The organism is Bacteroides sp. PHL 2737, assembly GCF_004115325.2.
Lineage (GTDB): Bacteria > Bacteroidota > Bacteroidia > Bacteroidales > Bacteroidaceae > Bacteroides > Bacteroides hominis.
The window spans coordinates 2,578,738-2,594,269 of sequence record NZ_CP040630.1 but is presented as its reverse complement, the minus strand read 5'-3'; the positions used below and the strand labels follow the sequence as shown (position 1 = coordinate 2,594,269).

Below are 15,532 nucleotides of genomic sequence, written 5' to 3'. Positions count from 1 at the left end.
GAATGAAAAGACACATCTTTATAATGATGCTCTTTGCGCTGTGCCTGACCTCGTTTCAGGCACATGCGCAAAGATACCTGCCGGGCATGAAAGGCTTGCAAGTCACGGCGGGCATGGCGGACGGGGTGCATTGGAACTCCGACACGGATTTTGCCTACCACATCGGGGCGGCGTACAGCGTTTACACCAAGAACGCCAACCGCTGGGTGATTGGCGGCGAATACCTGCACAAGAAGTATGACTACAAGGATATGCAGATACCCGTAGAACAGTTCACCGCAGAGGGCGGCTATTACCTGAAATTCCTATCGGACAGGCGAAAGACTTTTTTCCTTTCATTGGGATTGTCGGCTCTCGCCGGGTACGAAACAAGCAACCGAAGCGAAAAGCTGCTGCCGGACGGCTCTACCTTGCTGGATAAGGATTGCTTCATCTACGGCGGTGCGCTGACGCTGGAACTGGAAGCCTACCTGACCGACCGGATAGCCTTGCTTGTCAGTGCAAGGGAACGGGCGTTGTTCGGCTCGGACATAGGCAAGTTCCACACGCAGGTATCTTTGGGACTGAAATTCATTATCAACTGACCGCTATATAATAATGTATATGAAGAATGTAATGTATAAAATCATCATGGGCTGCTACATCGTGGCCGCCCTCGTGCTTGTCACCGCCTGTAATGACAACTTGGATATTCAGCAGGCGTACCCGTTCAGCATCGAAACACTGCCAGTACCCAAAAGGCTGAAAGTCGGGGAAACCGCCGAAATACGCTGCCGACTGGTGCGTGGCGGCTATTACCAGCCGACTACCTATCAGATAAGGTATTTCCAGCCGGACGGCAAAGGGAAGCTGGAAATGGATAACGGCACGGTGTTCCTGCCCAATGACCTCTACCCGCTGGAGAAAGAAACGTTCTGGCTCTACTACACCTCGGCATCGACCGACCAGCAGACGATTGACATTTATATCATCGACAGCTTCGGGCAGATGCAGCAACTTACACTATCATTTAATAATGACAACAGCGAAGAAGAAACGGAAACAATAACCCCCTAATAATAAAACGACATGGTAAAAATAGAATTGGATATAGAAGGCATCTCGTGGTACATAGAAACCACGTTGGAAACAGATACAGTTCCGGCAGTAGGTGACATCATCATTATGGACAAGGACTGTATTTCCGAACGTGACAGTGCTGAATTATGGAAAACGCCGTCCAATCAGGTTTTCAAATGGGCGGACGAAGAAGATGATGCGCCTGTAATGGAATGGTTCGATTGCGACACGGAAATGCTTGTCAATAAACGGACATGGAAATATGACATCGAGGAAGAAGAAACCGTGTGCATACTTGGTGTAAAATTTATTCACTATGAGGATTTATAGTTGCGACATTCGTTTTTATCATCCTCTTGGGAAACCGGGTATGGAATGATACGCAAAGCGTAAATATCGGGCAGACATCCCGCCGGGAAGCATCGGCGGGATGTTTCCATGATAGGGAAAACGAAAGGCTTCTTTGTTACTTTCTTCACCCGCTGGCAGGCTCACGGAAGAAAGTAACGGCGGCAAGCAGCCGCCGTTTTCTATCAACTGGTTTTAAGGCTCTTTATGGACGTGTATTTCTCTAACCACACCTTTACCTGCTCCATGTTATATTCGCCCGTGATGATTGCCGTATGGTCGTCTATAGCTACAAACCGGACACTTTCATAGCTGTTTACCCAGCCTTGCAGGGAACAGACACCCCACGTTGCAACATCTTCAAAAACACTGCGGTCTATCCGGCTGATTGGTTCGCCGAAAACTACCGTCATTATCTGAAAGTCCGGTTTATCCTCCAACAGTTGCAAATGGTGCAGCGTGCCGAACTCGTCTATTTTGCGCCCCCACGCCCACACATCATTATACAAATCATCGCCCCACTGGTGCGGGTGGTCGAAACGGACTTTTACCTCTATGGTGTGTTCGTTTTCTTCTGTGTCCTCGATAACGCCCGTTACCATTAAGCCCGTAAAAATGCACTCGCAACGCCTGCCGATAAGCTCCTTGTTTACTTCTGTTGTTTTCATGTCCCTAAAATTTACTTGTTTATTACTCCGTTCTTCTTCGCTATCCATTCGTCACGCCTGCGGCGGCACTCGTCCAGCGTTTTGGCTACCGTGCTGAAAAGTTCGCCGTCCGTGTGGCGGTAGTCATATTGATAATAAATTTGTCCCCTGAAAGCCCCTAAACAGCATTTCACGAACTTTTCTTCTCCCGGTGTTTGGGTAATGCTTACCCCGTTTTTGTTAAGTGACTGCATGATGTTCTATTTTTTTTAATGGTTATAATATCAGTAAAGAAAGCAACAGCAGGAAAAGCAGAGCCACGCCCAGCGCATAAAGGGCTGAAAGGCAGACCCGGAGCAGGAAACGGGCGGCACAAAACACGATATACGCCGTTATCGCCGTGCCTGCTCCGGCTACGCTGGTAAACCGCCATGCAAGGCAGAGCAGCAACACCCGCCAAAGGATTTTATAAATGCTTTTCCGTTTCATCGCTTGGTCGTTTTTAACGGGCAGGGCTTTGACACCCCGCCCGGATTGGTTGTTATGCCGCACGGAACACAAAACCGTCATCAAACCAGTAATCGCACATAAAAAGGTCACGGGCGAACTTTTCATAATCGAAATAGGTCTTTGCGAACTCCGGCAGGTCGTAGCATTCCTCGATAATTTCATAGGCGAAATCTTCTTCATCGTCATATTGACCCAGATACTCGTCCCGGAAATCACGTACAAGGTCGTCCGCATCTTCCTCGCCCAAATCATGGCTTTTATAGTTGCACCACACGAAAAAGGCTTCCTGCTCGGTGTCGCTCAAATCCTCCACCGCATCACGCAGGGCGAAGAAGTTTTCAGAAATCCAGCTTTCGCCGATTAAGCCCTCCGGCACGTTCTCCCAGTCCTGAAACATGTATTCCGCATCTTCCTCGTCCTTGTGAAGTTCCCGGCAGGCTTCATAAAATTCTTCCTTGTCCGAATAGTCCGAAAGGTCGAGCCATGCGCCGGACAATGAACCGTTGTTGTACTTGGCATAAGTGCCTACATAAACTTTTGCTTCCGATAATACCTTTGCTTCCATATTGCTGTAATTTTTTAAGTTTTTAATTTTATGCGGATTTGAGAGGTGAGGGAGTTGAAGTTTCACTGAATTTTTTTCCTGTTTCCCGTAAATCCGACTTTTTTTTTATGCGTCTTCCGGTCGGGTCGGTCGTTTTCGTTTCACATAGGCGTAAAAGGGTAGTGTTTAGAGTTTGCAAGGTTTTGGGCAAAAAATACCTCGCAAGGCAGGGAAGATTTTTTCGCCAAACCGGAACGGCTCGACCTTGCAAAATCGTGAAGAACACGTAACTACCTTTGCCTATTGAAATGATTAAAACGACTGTCCCGGCTGGGGGACTGCGTAAGAGGAAGATTTACAAATAGGGAAACTGGGGAAAAGTGCCTGTTCTCTTTCATCTTTTAGGGAACACTCCATGCGGGCGGGAAAGGCAAGGGTGTTGTGAGCTTGCTTGCAATACGCTTGTGCGGGTTTCCAACGGCTCTTTTCACGAAATACAGTCAGCCATGCCACGCACGGCTGGCGTTTCGGGAAATGTGCCAGTTGGAAAAGGATATAAAAAATGCGGGTAGTCGGTAGACTGCCCGCAAGGTGGAAGAATGTACAATGCTGGGATATAGGTTATTAAGTGGAATTTCGTTACCGAAATCGTTACCTATTCGTTCTTGCCACGGTTATAGGTAACGAAACCTACCGGACGGCGTTCTTTCTGTTGTTTCGACTGGCTCAAAAGCTGGGTAAGGGCTTGGTACAGTTCGTTGAACTGCGCATCGGTGCTTACCTCCAGTTCCTCGATGCGCCTTGACAGTTCCTCGTAACCGATTGCCATTTGGCGCATGAGGACAAAAGCCCGCATGATTGAAATGTTTACTTCTATGGCTACTTTGGAGCGGAGAACCGAAGAAAGCATGGCTACGCCCTGCTCGGTGAAAGCCATAGGCATAGCAACGCCGAAGTTGTAAGCAGGGGGTATCACATTTTGTGATACCCCTATGGATAACAGCAAGTTAGCTTCCTCTTGGGTGAGTACAAACATAAAATCACCCGGAAAACGCTCGATATTGCGCTTGACCGCCTGCTTCAAGGCTCGTGTTTCCACTTGGTAGAGTTCTGCCAAATGATAATCGAGCATCACCCGGCAACTTCTGACCTCAAAAATCTTGTTTTGGATAATCTGCAAATCCATAATCGTATATTTTAGGAGATTTAGCAATGTTGGAATAATAGTAAGGACTGGTCACAAATTGTGACCAGTTCCATATAATCAAGATTACATGGCAACTTCCTTGTAAATCTTCTCAATGCCGACAAACTTCTTGTCAAGCCCCTGCATATCGCTGCCTATCTTGCTGTTGGTGATGCGGGCGTAGATTTGCGTAGTTTCTATGTTTGTGTGTCCCAGCATCTTGGACACCGTTTCAATGGGTACGCCCTTTGACAGCGTGGTGGTCGTGGCGAACGTGTGCCGGGCAAGGTGGAATGTCAGGTTCTTTTTAATACCGCATATATCGGCAATCTCTTTCAAGTAGGCGTTTAGCTTCTGATTGCTGATTACGGGAAGTATCTTGCCGTCCGGCAACTTGCCCTTGTACTTCTTCAAAATCATCTTGGGAATATCCAGCAGGGGGACATTCACGTCCGTGTTGGTCTTTACCCGCTTGGTGATTATCCAAAGGTTGCCGTCAAAAGACTTTTGGATATTCTCCTGCCGCAAATTGGCGACATCGCTGTATGCCAGACCGCAGAAACAGGAAAAGACGAACAAGTCCCTGACGTGTTCCAGCCGTTCGGAAACCATTTTCTTTTTAAGGATAATTTTAATCTCGTCCTCTGTCAGATAACCCCTGTCCACTTTTTCCAGCCGGATTTTGTAGCTGGCGAAAGGGTCGCCCACCAGTATGCCGTTGTTACGGGCGATGATGATGATACGCTTGAAGAACTGCATGAACTTGGCGGTGGTGTTGTAGCCGCACTTGCAGGCGGTACGCAAATACAACTCAAAATCGGTAATGAACATCGGGCTTATCTCCTTTATGGATATGTCCGATACGTTGTACTTGCTTTGGATAAATTCAGCGAGGTGGCGGCGGGTCACTTCATACTTGCGGTAGGTCGCTATCGTCTTGGATATGCCTACAAGCTGCTTCACATCGTCATTGTGCTTTTGGAACAATGAAAGGATTGTTTCGTGGCTCTCGCTGTGTCCCAAGAACTCGTTTTTCACTTTCTCGGCGGTCACGTAATTGTCACGCCGCTGCATTTCGTGGTAAATGGTATTCAGGGAAGAACGTATGTCGTCCAAAAGGGCGTTTATCCTCCCGGCATCCCTGCCTTTGGCTTTGCCCGCAGTAATGCTCCAGTTGTCGGGCTGGATGCTCTGTTTCGTACTGAACTGGCAAAGTTTGCCGTCTATGGTGATGCGTGCCATAATCATAACCTCGCCGTTTTTCTTTTCAGAACCTTTCTTCAAATAAAAAAGAACCTTGAATGTCGATTTCATAACTCACTTTTTTTAGTTGCAAAATTAATTTTTACCTCTCGTTTTCGAGTTATGCAGACTATGGACTAATCAAGTCATTATCAGGTCATTTATGGACAAATCGTTACCGTTTTTGTCCGGCGGGGAATAGGTAACGATTTAGTAACGAAACTTTGTCTTTTACCGTACTTTTGAAGTCTTGGAAGCAGGACTTTCGGGCAATAAAAAAAGCCACAAATCATTGATTTGTAGCTTTTTGTCCGTTTGCTGACCATTTCTGTCCAGCACGTTCAGCGGAGAGACAGGGATTCGAACCCCGGGTACCTCGCAGTACAACGGTTTTCAAGACCGCCGCAATCGACCACTCTGCCACCTCTCCAAAACTACTTTTCAATAGTGCTTTTCTCTTAAAGCGCTGCAAAGGTACGAATCATTTTTTAATCTGCAAATTTTTCCGCAAAAATATTTGGAAAGAGTCACGGCTCTTTCATTTAACAACCGCCTTCCTCCCTTGTCCCCCCCCCCGCAAAACCTTCCATTCGCACACAGCGATGCGGAAGCAGCGCTTCGTTGTTTCTTTTTTAAGAAAGAATCCGGCCGGCTATTACCGGAGAAGTGTAGTAGATTAACCATTGTCATACAACTCTTTATCCCAGCCCGCATACCCGGGCTGATGAGCCCACATGCCCGGGCTGATGAGCCCGCATACCCGGGCCGATGAGCCCGCATGCCGGGGCTGAGATAAGGATCCGACCATTTGCACTAAAGAGAGTAAGGGAAATGAAATGCTTTTAGAGAGATGAACGGATAAGAAATTGGATATATCCATTTGTTTTCCAAATAGTTACTACTAAAATGCCCCCTAAAACAGCGGGTGGAAGATGGAAGATGGGGGTGGAAGATAAATGGCATAAAAACCGCATCTTCCACCAATCTATACATCTTACAATCAACGATATGCATTCTAAAAGGTGGAAGATGGAAGATCGAAACGTGTTTTTTGTATGAGAGGAAGGCGGGGTAAATGAAAGAGCCGTGGGAAAGAGTACTTCAACAGAGAGGAACACAACCTCCCTATAAGTAGGTATTTTTATGCTATTCAACATAAAATAGGAACCTTTTATATCCCTAAACCGAAAAAAGATCGTAAATTTGCACGCTCTAAAGGATAACTAACCACTAACTGATTAATTTTATGGAATTGAATAAGACCTTTAAAGATGGACTTTGGAGCAAAGAAATCAACGTCAGAGATTTCGTCAGTAACAACATTACTCCTTACGAAGGGGATGCTTCTTTCCTGCAAGGACCTACTGAACGCACTAAGGCTGTCTGGAACAACTGTCTCAAAGCTCTCGAAGAAGAGAGAAACAACAATGGAATTCGCGCACTTGATTACACTACAGTATCTACTATAACCTCCCACCCTGCCGGCTATATCGATAAAGAGAACGAACTGATCGTCGGATTACAAACCGATCAGGTACTGAAACGTGCCATCAAACCGTTCGGCGGAATCAATGTAGTAATGAAGGCTTGCCGTGAAAACGGAGTAGAGGTGGATGATAGAGTAAAGGATATCTTCACTCATTACCGCAAGACGCACAACGACGGAGTATTCGATGTATACACTGATGAAATCCGTTCATTCCGTTCTTTGGGATTCCTGACCGGACTTCCTGATAATTATGCACGCGGACGTATCATCGGTGACTATCGCCGCCTTGCCCTTTATGGTCTCGACCGTCTGATCGAAGCCAAGAAAGAGGACCTCCATAATCTTACAGGTCCGATGACAGAAGCCCGCATTCGCCTCCGCGAAGAGGTGGCCGAACAGATCAAGGCACTGAAAGAAATCAAGGTGTTGGGTGAATACTACGGTCTGGATCTCAGCCGCCCGGCATATACCGCACAAGAAGCCGTACAATGGGTGTACATGGCTTATCTGGCTGCTGTAAAAGAGCAGGACGGTGCTGCTATGTCATTGGGTAACGTGTCTTCATTCCTCGATATCTATCTGGAATATGAACTGAGCCAGGGAACTATTACGGAAACATTCGCTCAGGAGTTGATCGACCAGTTCGTTATCAAACTCCGTATGGTACGTCACTTACGTATGCAGTCGTACAACGATATTTTTGCAGGTGACCCGACATGGGTAACCGAATCCATCGGAGGACGTTTCAACGACGGGCGTACAAAGGTCACTAAAACATCTTTCCGTTTCTTACAGACACTCTACAACTTAGGTCCGTCACCGGAACCTAACATGACTGTACTATGGAGTCCTGAACTGCCGGAAGGTTTCAAGGCATTCTGTGCACAAGTATCCATCGATACTTCATCCGTACAGTACGAAAACGATGACTTGATGCGTGAGGTCCGCCAATCGGACGATTACGGTATCGCTTGTTGTGTTTCTTACCAGGAAATCGGAAAGCAAATTCAGTTCTTCGGTGCCCGTGCCAACCTTGCAAAAGCATTGTTGCTGGCAATCAACGGAGGACGTTGCGAAAACACAGGCACTGTCATGGTAAAAGACATCCCTGTATTGACAGGCGAAACGCTGAAGTTCGAAGAAGTAATGGCCAACTATAAAAAGGTATTGGTACAGATCGCCCGTGTATATAACGAGGCTATGAACATCATCCACTATATGCACGATAAGTATTATTACGAAAAGGCTCAGATGGCTTTCGTAGATACTGATCCGCGCATTAACCTTGCTTATGGTGTAGCCGGACTTTCAATCGCTATCGATTCACTGTCTGCCATCAAATATGCGCATGTGAAAGCGCGCCGCAATGACATCGGCCTGACTGAAGGATTCGATATCGAAGGCGCTTTCCCCTGCTTCGGTAACGATGATGACCGTGTAGACCACTTGGGTGTAGACCTGGTATACTTCTTCAGCGAAGAACTGAAGAAACTCCCGGTATACAAGAATGCCCGTCCTACCCTCTCGTTGCTGACCATCACTTCGAACGTGATGTATGGCAAGAAAACAGGTGCCACTCCCGACGGGCGTGCCAAAGGCATCGCCTTTGCACCGGGTGCCAACCCCATGCACGGACGTGACAAGAATGGTGCGATTGCTTCGCTCAGTTCAGTAGCTAAGTTGCGCTACCGTGATTCACAGGATGGCATCAGTAACACATTCTCTATCGTTCCGAAATCATTAGGCGCAACTCAAGAGGATCGTATCGACAACCTGGTGACCATGATGGACGGATACTTCACCAAAGGCGCACACCACCTGAACGTGAACGTACTGAACCGTGAAATGCTACAGGATGCAATGGAACATCCCGAAAAGTATCCACAACTGACTATCCGCGTTTCAGGATATGCCGTCAACTTCGTGAAGCTGAGCCGCGAACACCAGCTGGAAGTTATCAGCCGAAGTTTCCACGAAAGAATGTAATTGAATGATAAACGTACACTCATACGAGTCAATGGGAACATTCGACGGGCCGGGTCTCCGGCTCGTCGTTTTCCTTCAGGGGTGTAACTTCCGGTGCCTGTATTGTGCCAATCCGGACACAATCGAAGCCAAAGGAGGTACGCCAACCCATCCGGATGAAATTGTCCGCATGGCTGTCAGCCAAAAAGCTTTTTTCGGTAAGAAAGGAGGAATAACTTTCTCCGGTGGAGAACCCACTTTTCAGGCGAAAGCTCTTATCCCACTTTTTAAAAGACTGAAGGAAGCTGGAATCCACATCTGCCTCGACACCAACGGCGGACTGTGGAACAATGATGTTGAAGAACTCTTGGGGTTGACTGATTTGGTTTTATTGGATATCAAAGAGTTCAATCCGGAACACCACCAGTCTCTGACCGGAAGAAGTAACGAACAAACACTGAAAACCGCCGCCTGGCTCGAAGCCAATCAAAAGCCATTCTGGCTGCGCTATGTATTAGTGCCCGGCTACAGCGACTTCGAAGACGATATCCGGCAGTTGGGAGAACATCTTGGAACGTACCGGATGATTCAGCGTGTAGAGATATTGCCTTATCATACTTTAGGAGTTCATAAATACGAAGCGATGGACAAAGAATATCTCTTGAAAGGAGTGAAAGAAAACACTCCGGAGCAAATAGAAAAGGCCGAAAAATTATTCAGGCAATACTTCCGGACAGTACAAGTAAATTAGCTTATCATTAAGAAGGGGATGAGAGTGTATCGAAAGTCTTTTCAACACAGAGGACACAGCCCCATCCCCTTTATTTTTTTATCACTCCAGAGAGCCACCGCCATTCTAATGAAGTGCCACCGGCATTCCGATTAAATGCCACCGCCACTCTGTTCAAACGCCACCGCCACTCCGGCTTACATCTGCCTTACTTTAATAAGTGAACCGCAATCCTGCCTGCAAATTAAAGTTACAAGGTGTTTCTTTTCGGATAGTCTGTATTTTCGAACCATCGTCAAAGAAATACGAAACTCCCGGTTCCACATAAAATCCCACATGCTCCGTTGCATTGAACTGAGCTCCTACTGCACCTGCTACAGAAAATTGCAAAGGTTTCACATTCACCTTATCGCCCGCCAGTTTTCCATATACGCATTTCTCAACCATTCCACCGGCAGATACATAAAGCGTAAAGTATTTCTTTTCCAGGAAATTCCAGTTTCCACGTACCGGGATACCGATATAATGCAGTTTCTGAGTCTGCATCTTGTTATCTCCCTGTCGCTTGACATCGGAAGACAACAACGTATAAGTCAATCCGGTTTCTACGGAGAAACCTTTCGGAAGGGATTTACGTACGGACAATCCGAAACTTACCGGCTGATGATGTTCATAATCCATCACGGTAGTCGTACTGGACTTCAGATAAGGAACTCCCCCTTCAAACACAACTTCCTGATCTGCGGGAATATTCACGACCCCATTCATAATTGTCATCAGGTCTACCCTGTTGCTCATCGGACGGGGTGCAAAACTTTCCGAACCATTCGTCGGAAGTCCTCCCCCATTGCCTACCCCTACTCCCATCGACCATTTTCCATTCCGCTTTGCAGAAGAACTCTCAATGGGCAACTGGTATTTGTCTTTACCGGATGGCCTCCGGGCCTCTTTCCTTTTTTCTATTTGTGACGCAGTACTCTCTTTTTTCTCCGTTACAGCAGTTGCTTCAGAGTGTGATTTGGCAGGCTTCTCCGCCACCACAGCCTCCGGATGTTTCTCTGCCCCCGGAAAGGCTTCCGGAGTGATCTTTGGATCATTCCCTTTCGCCAAATATCCAGAAGCGGAACTCACGTCTGTCCCTCCCGCCGGCTTCATTGGCTCGGACACGGCGACCTGTACATCCGGTAAAGCCGGTTCCGGCAATATATCCGGATTGACAGCCAATGAAGGAGCCGTCGCATAGCGAATTTCATCTGCGACCGGACTATCCAGGAAATACAAACTTACAGCAGTCGTCACCACCAACACTACGGCAGCCGCGGCAACGGCCCATCGGCGGTACGGATATATTCGTCTTTCGGTTACGGGCATCAGCTCCTTTTCCAGTCGTTCCCAACCGGAAGCAGGTATCGGCTCGGAATAATCCTCGAGCTTCTCTTTGAATGCCTTTATCCATTTTTCGTTTTCTTTCATCATTCTATTCTATTTTAGAAATCCCGGGTTCACTTGGTGTCCGAAGACATACGTCAACCGTTGATCATCAACCATTCCTTTACTTTCTTGGCTAATACACTCTTTGCCCGAAAAAGTTGTGAAGCCGAAGATTTTTCATTAATCCCCAACATCTGTGCGATTTCCTTGTGCGACTTATCTTCAAAGGTGTATAAGTTGAATACGGTACGATATCCGGCGGGGAGTTCGTTAATAAATTGCATCAGCACTTTCTGAGGAATCGCTTCGACAGCCGAAGCATCGGGTTCATCATAAGTTTCGGGAACTTCATCCAGTGCCATGGTTTGGTTCATCACATCGTTCTTTCTTAAGAACTGTAAAGCCGTATTCACCATTACACGCTCCATCCATGCTCTAAGAGAGCCTTCACCCCGCCAGGTAAACTTGTCGAAGGAGTCGAAAATTTTCAGGAAACCGTCGTGTACCAGGTCCTGTGCCATGTCTCTGTCTCCGGCATAACGAAGACAGACACCAAGCATGCGCCCTGCGTACTGCTCATAAAGTTCTTTGCGGGCACGATTATCTCCCTGCCTGCAACGTTCCGACAGCTCTAATTCATTCATTCTCCTAAACACGTGTTTACCTTATAAATGCAGCAAAGATAGAAATACTGCACTGAGAGAACAACTCTTTTATCACTTTTGTTTCTTTAACATTTTACGATGCAATATTTCACGGCTCCCCGCATTTCTTCAATACAGCGAAGAATAAATCTCAATGAATAAATAGGATACTAAAACCAACAGGAACTTATGAGAAAATTTAAATTAGTAACTTTTACCCTCATTCTGGCACTACTGCCCATCCTGCAGTCTTGTCTGGACAATGAAGACAATGATTATTGGGTCACTTGTCCTCCGGGTGGAATACTGGCCATCGGTACAATGAAAATTCCCAATGCGGACACCCCGAGGGATTTTTTTATTGCCCTGGACAATGGAAATAACGTATTCCCCGCAGATACGGCCGATATTCGCAACTGGAAATACACCGTCGCAGAAGGACAGAGGGTTTTTGTGGGTTACGTGAAGATGGAAGGAGAAGAAAAGCCCGGATATGAAAACGGTAAGATATTCACGATAGAAGATATACTGACAAAGGATATCATCCCGCTGACGGAAGCAACGGCGGACAGCATTGGAGACGACCGCATCAACGTCACGGCGCATGCACTTACAAAGGATTATCTCACCATCGAATACCAATATCTGGGCAGTATGGACGAGAATAAAAAGCACATGCTGAATCTGGTACAAAACAAAATTACAGGTCCTGTTGAAGACGACGGATATATCTGTCTGGAATTCAGGCATAACGCCTTTGACGACTCTCCCAGTAAACTGGGTTCAAGCCTCGTCTCCTTCAAACTGGCCAATATAGCCGATCTGTTGCCGACAGCAAAAGGAATAAAGCTCCGTGTAAACACGATTTATGACAACATACAGTATATCACAATAGATATCAATGAAGATAAGAACTTAAAAATAAAATCATTTCATTCTCAATAAAACAACAGAAGACACCTGCACAAATTTGACAAAACTAAGAATAATTCTGATATATAAAAGAAATAAAGCGGCGATGTTTGTGAAAATATCGCCGCTGTTTTTTTTATACCAGGCACTGAACAGCCTGTAAAGTAAGCATCTCTTTGGGGACTGCTGCCTGGATCTCTTCTTTCAATACTTGCAGCAGGCTGGTACGGATAAAGTCTTTTCGTGTAACCAGGACAATCTGGCGAGTGGGCCTTGGGATGGCAAACGGACGGACCAGTTCCTTCTGTTCTTCGCTCAGTTGCATCACTGCCAGCTCCGGAATAAATGTAATGCCCTTACCGCTCTCCACCATATGCATAAAAGTCTCCATACTACCCAAGCGATAGGCCATTTGGCTGACCTTTACCGCTTCCATCTGGCAGAAACGGACCAACTGATCGCGAAAACAATGTCCTTCGTCAAGAAGCCAAAGCCGCTCTCCGGTCACGTCGGACGTACGAATCACATCGTGTTTGAACAATGGTTCCTTTTTCGAAACGTAACCGAAGAACTGCTCATAAAACAAAGTCTCCTCTGTTAATGCAGCATCATCCAGCAGGCTGGCAATGATAGCGGCATCTGCTTCACCCGTCAGCAAAGCCTTGCGGATATCCGGTGTTTTCATTTCCATAACCCGTATATCAAGATCGGGGTATTTCTCCATCAGTTGCGGAAAAAAACGAGGCAAAAGATAAGGTGCAATCGTAGGCAATACGGCCAGCCGGAACGTACCGGACAAAGAATGCTGTTCCTCATTGATAATCTCCTTGACGCAGGTAGTTTCCGAAAGGATTTTGCGTGCCTGTTCCAGCACCTTCTTACCGATGGAAGTGGGACAAACCGGAGTCATACTGCGGTCGAACAGCTTCACTCCCAATTCGTCTTCCAGCTTCTGGATCATCGCACTCAAAGTAGGTTGCGTCACCCGGCAATACTCGGCAGCTTTTGCAAAGTGCCGGAACTGATCGACGGCCAGAATATATTCCAATTGTTGTATAGTCATCGTTCTCTGATTTATTAAAGATATAGAATCTATCAATGCAAAGATAGAAATTTTCAGTTTGACACGAATCATTTTGTGCCGTATCTTTGTTCCAGATAAAAAGAAGATATATAGTATTAACTCAAAAAAACAATAGCATTATGAAAACTTTAAATTATACACATTTGGATGAAAAGGGAGCTAACAACATCGTAGTATCATTGCAGCAATTACTTGCCGATTTTCAAATTCACTATGCAAACTTAAGAGGATTTCATTGGAATATCAAAGGACACGGTTTCTTCGTACTGCACGGTAAATTCGAAGACCTCTATAACGGAGCTGCCGAAAAGGTGGACGAAATAGCCGAACGCATATTGATGCTGGGAGGAACTCCCGCCAATAAGTACAGTGACTACCTGAAGATGGCACAAATCAAGGAAGTGGACGGAGTGAGCAAAGCCGATGACGCGTTGAATCATATTCTTGAAACTTACGGGCACCTGATAGCAGAAGAGCGTAAAGTCCTGTCTCTCGCCTCTTCACACAACGATGAGGTAACAGTGGCTATGATGAGCGACTATCTGAAGGAACAGGAAAAAATGGTTTGGATGCTGACAGCATACAACGGATAACTCCAAACAGGGTTACGCCCTTTTATCTAAAGGGTGTAGCCATACAGACAAAAGGGTGTAGCCATCCCGGCAGGATAGCTACACCCTTTCTCTTTTATCCGATTCAGATGATACTTGTACGTTTTGTAAATTCTATAATTTCCGGAATATATCCGAATGCAAGTCCCGTCACCGTATCTGCACATCCGTAATAGATGGCAATTCGTCCGGTCTCCGAATCATGAAGCGCCGCGCACGGGAAGCAGACATTAGGCACATCGCCCATGCATTCGTACTCTTTCTGGGGTGAAATCAAGTAAGGCCCCGAACGGAATTTCACTTTCCAGGGTTCATCAAGGTCAAGCAATGCGGAACCGAAACTATACACAAAACCATTGCATGAAGCTAATACACCGTGATAGATCAGCAACCAGCCTTCTGATGTTTCAATCGGAATAGGTCCTGCACCGATCTTGGTGCACTGCCAGGCACTGTCTTCAAACGGAGCCGGAGACATTACATGACGATGGCGTCCCCAAAATTCCATATCGGGAGATTCACTATAAAAAATATCTCCGAAAGGAGTATGTCCATTGTCGCTCGGACGACTCAACATGGCAAAACGGCCGTTTATCTTACGAGGAAACAAAACTCCATTCCGGTTAAAAGGAATAAAGGCGTTTTCCAGCTGATGGAACGTTACAAAGTCATAGGTATAAGCAACACCAATAGTAGGACCATGATAACCGTTGCACCAAGTCACATAATAGCGGTCCTCAATAAAGCAAACCCTGGGATCATATCCATAAACCCAGTTCCCGATCTCCGCATCGTCACATTGAAACTTCAACGGCTCTTCATTGATGTCCCAATGAACGGCATCTTTACTGAACCCCACATGCAGACGCATGCGACGGTTGGTATCATCACAACGGAACACTCCTGCATAGCCATCCTTAAACGGAACTACGGCACTGTTGAATATACTGTTTGAAGTAGGGAGCAAGTCGCGCGGAATAATCGGATTTGCCGAACAACGCCACACTACATCTTTGCATCCTGCCGGACGTTCTTCCCAAGGCATGGCCGGCAAAGCAGCACCTGCAATTTTAAATTCTTCCATGATTCGATTAAATTAATATTATGTATATATCTCATTTATATTGAAA

General features: G+C 46.3%; 17 protein-coding genes and 1 tRNA gene. 7 read left to right on the top strand and 11 right to left on the bottom strand.

The window, feature by feature from the left end:
- Window positions 1-2: 2 nt before the first annotated feature.
- The 3 genes from DBK98_RS10540 to DBK98_RS10530 are packed head-to-tail and all read left to right on the top strand — an operon-like array spanning window position 3 to window position 1,389.
- Window positions 3-584 carry a conjugal transfer protein TraO gene (locus DBK98_RS10540; RefSeq protein ID WP_007754126.1) on the top strand — a complete coding sequence of 194 codons (582 nt, stop codon included), beginning with the start codon at window positions 3-5 and terminating at the stop codon, window positions 582-584.
- 13 nt (window positions 585-597) lie between these two features.
- A complete protein-coding gene (locus DBK98_RS10535; RefSeq protein WP_007754124.1) occupies window positions 598-1,056 on the top strand; it encodes a DUF3872 domain-containing protein in 459 nt (152 codons plus the stop codon).
- Window positions 1,057-1,068: 12 nt separating this feature from the next.
- Complete coding sequence (locus DBK98_RS10530) at window positions 1,069-1,389, top strand: hypothetical protein (protein WP_007754121.1); 321 nt, start codon at window positions 1,069-1,071, stop codon at window positions 1,387-1,389.
- A 203-nt stretch (window positions 1,390-1,592) separates the two neighbouring features.
- Here DBK98_RS10530 and DBK98_RS10525 read toward each other — a convergent pair whose 3' ends face one another.
- The 7 genes from DBK98_RS10525 to DBK98_RS10495 all read right to left on the bottom strand — a co-directional run bounded on the left by DBK98_RS10525 (window position 1,593) and on the right by DBK98_RS10495 (window position 5,966).
- Window positions 1,593-2,075, bottom strand: a complete 483-nt coding sequence (locus DBK98_RS10525) for a hypothetical protein (protein WP_028728958.1) — start codon at window positions 2,073-2,075, stop codon at window positions 1,593-1,595.
- An 11-nt stretch (window positions 2,076-2,086) separates the two neighbouring features.
- The gene (locus tag DBK98_RS10520; RefSeq protein ID WP_007754116.1) at window positions 2,087-2,308 is read right to left on the bottom strand and encodes a DUF3873 domain-containing protein; all 222 of its coding nucleotides are present in this window, start codon (window positions 2,306-2,308) and stop codon (window positions 2,087-2,089) included.
- A gap of 22 nt (window positions 2,309-2,330) precedes the next feature.
- A complete protein-coding gene (locus DBK98_RS10515) occupies window positions 2,331-2,543 on the bottom strand; it encodes a hypothetical protein (RefSeq protein ID WP_007754115.1) in 213 nt (70 codons plus the stop codon).
- A gap of 52 nt (window positions 2,544-2,595) precedes the next feature.
- The gene (locus DBK98_RS10510) at window positions 2,596-3,129 is read right to left on the bottom strand and encodes an antirestriction protein ArdA (protein WP_007754113.1); all 534 of its coding nucleotides are present in this window, start codon (window positions 3,127-3,129) and stop codon (window positions 2,596-2,598) included.
- Window positions 3,130-3,763: 634 nt separating this feature from the next.
- Window positions 3,764-4,294, bottom strand: coding sequence for an ORF6N domain-containing protein (locus DBK98_RS10505; protein ID WP_032536632.1), 531 nt, complete (start codon window positions 4,292-4,294; stop codon window positions 3,764-3,766).
- Window positions 4,295-4,378: 84 nt separating this feature from the next.
- The gene (locus tag DBK98_RS10500; RefSeq protein ID WP_007478215.1) at window positions 4,379-5,608 is read right to left on the bottom strand and encodes a site-specific integrase; all 1,230 of its coding nucleotides are present in this window, start codon (window positions 5,606-5,608) and stop codon (window positions 4,379-4,381) included.
- Window positions 5,609-5,881: 273 nt separating this feature from the next.
- Window positions 5,882-5,966, bottom strand: a tRNA-Ser gene (locus tag DBK98_RS10495).
- An 816-nt stretch (window positions 5,967-6,782) separates the two neighbouring features.
- Between DBK98_RS10495 and pflB the strand changes: the two genes are divergently transcribed.
- Window positions 6,783-9,011 carry a formate C-acetyltransferase gene (pflB, locus tag DBK98_RS10490; RefSeq protein WP_005776049.1) on the top strand — a complete coding sequence of 743 codons (2,229 nt, stop codon included), beginning with the start codon at window positions 6,783-6,785 and terminating at the stop codon, window positions 9,009-9,011.
- Window positions 9,012-9,015: 4 nt separating this feature from the next.
- A complete protein-coding gene (gene pflA, locus DBK98_RS10485) occupies window positions 9,016-9,741 on the top strand; it encodes a pyruvate formate-lyase-activating protein (RefSeq protein ID WP_022011845.1) in 726 nt (241 codons plus the stop codon).
- Between the two features lie 192 nt (window positions 9,742-9,933).
- On the opposite strand, the gene DBK98_RS10480 is transcribed toward pflA, so the two are convergent.
- Together DBK98_RS10480 and DBK98_RS10475 are read right to left on the bottom strand one after the other, a co-directional pair.
- Complete coding sequence (locus DBK98_RS10480) at window positions 9,934-11,193, bottom strand: porin family protein (RefSeq protein WP_032535430.1); 1,260 nt, start codon at window positions 11,191-11,193, stop codon at window positions 9,934-9,936.
- Between the two features lie 53 nt (window positions 11,194-11,246).
- Window positions 11,247-11,795 (bottom strand): RNA polymerase sigma factor, encoded by a 549-nt coding sequence (locus DBK98_RS10475; RefSeq protein ID WP_005776045.1) that lies wholly within the window; start codon window positions 11,793-11,795, stop codon window positions 11,247-11,249.
- A gap of 189 nt (window positions 11,796-11,984) precedes the next feature.
- On the opposite strand from DBK98_RS10475, the gene DBK98_RS10470 reads away from it, so the two are divergent.
- Entirely contained in the window at window positions 11,985-12,740 is a 756-nt protein-coding gene (locus DBK98_RS10470) for a NigD-like protein (RefSeq protein ID WP_022011847.1), read from the top strand.
- Window positions 12,741-12,843: 103 nt separating this feature from the next.
- Here DBK98_RS10470 and DBK98_RS10465 read toward each other — a convergent pair whose 3' ends face one another.
- Window positions 12,844-13,770, bottom strand: coding sequence for a hydrogen peroxide-inducible genes activator (locus tag DBK98_RS10465; RefSeq protein WP_005776043.1), 927 nt, complete (start codon window positions 13,768-13,770; stop codon window positions 12,844-12,846).
- A 140-nt stretch (window positions 13,771-13,910) separates the two neighbouring features.
- Between DBK98_RS10465 and DBK98_RS10460 the strand changes: the two genes are divergently transcribed.
- Window positions 13,911-14,384 (top strand): Dps family protein, encoded by a 474-nt coding sequence (locus DBK98_RS10460; RefSeq protein WP_005776042.1) that lies wholly within the window; start codon window positions 13,911-13,913, stop codon window positions 14,382-14,384.
- Window positions 14,385-14,487: 103 nt separating this feature from the next.
- On the opposite strand, the gene DBK98_RS10455 is transcribed toward DBK98_RS10460, so the two are convergent.
- On the bottom strand, window positions 14,488-15,486 hold the full coding sequence (locus tag DBK98_RS10455; RefSeq protein WP_005809670.1) for a glycoside hydrolase family 130 protein: 999 nt from the start codon (window positions 15,484-15,486) through the stop codon (window positions 14,488-14,490).
- Window positions 15,487-15,532 lie beyond the last annotated feature (46 nt).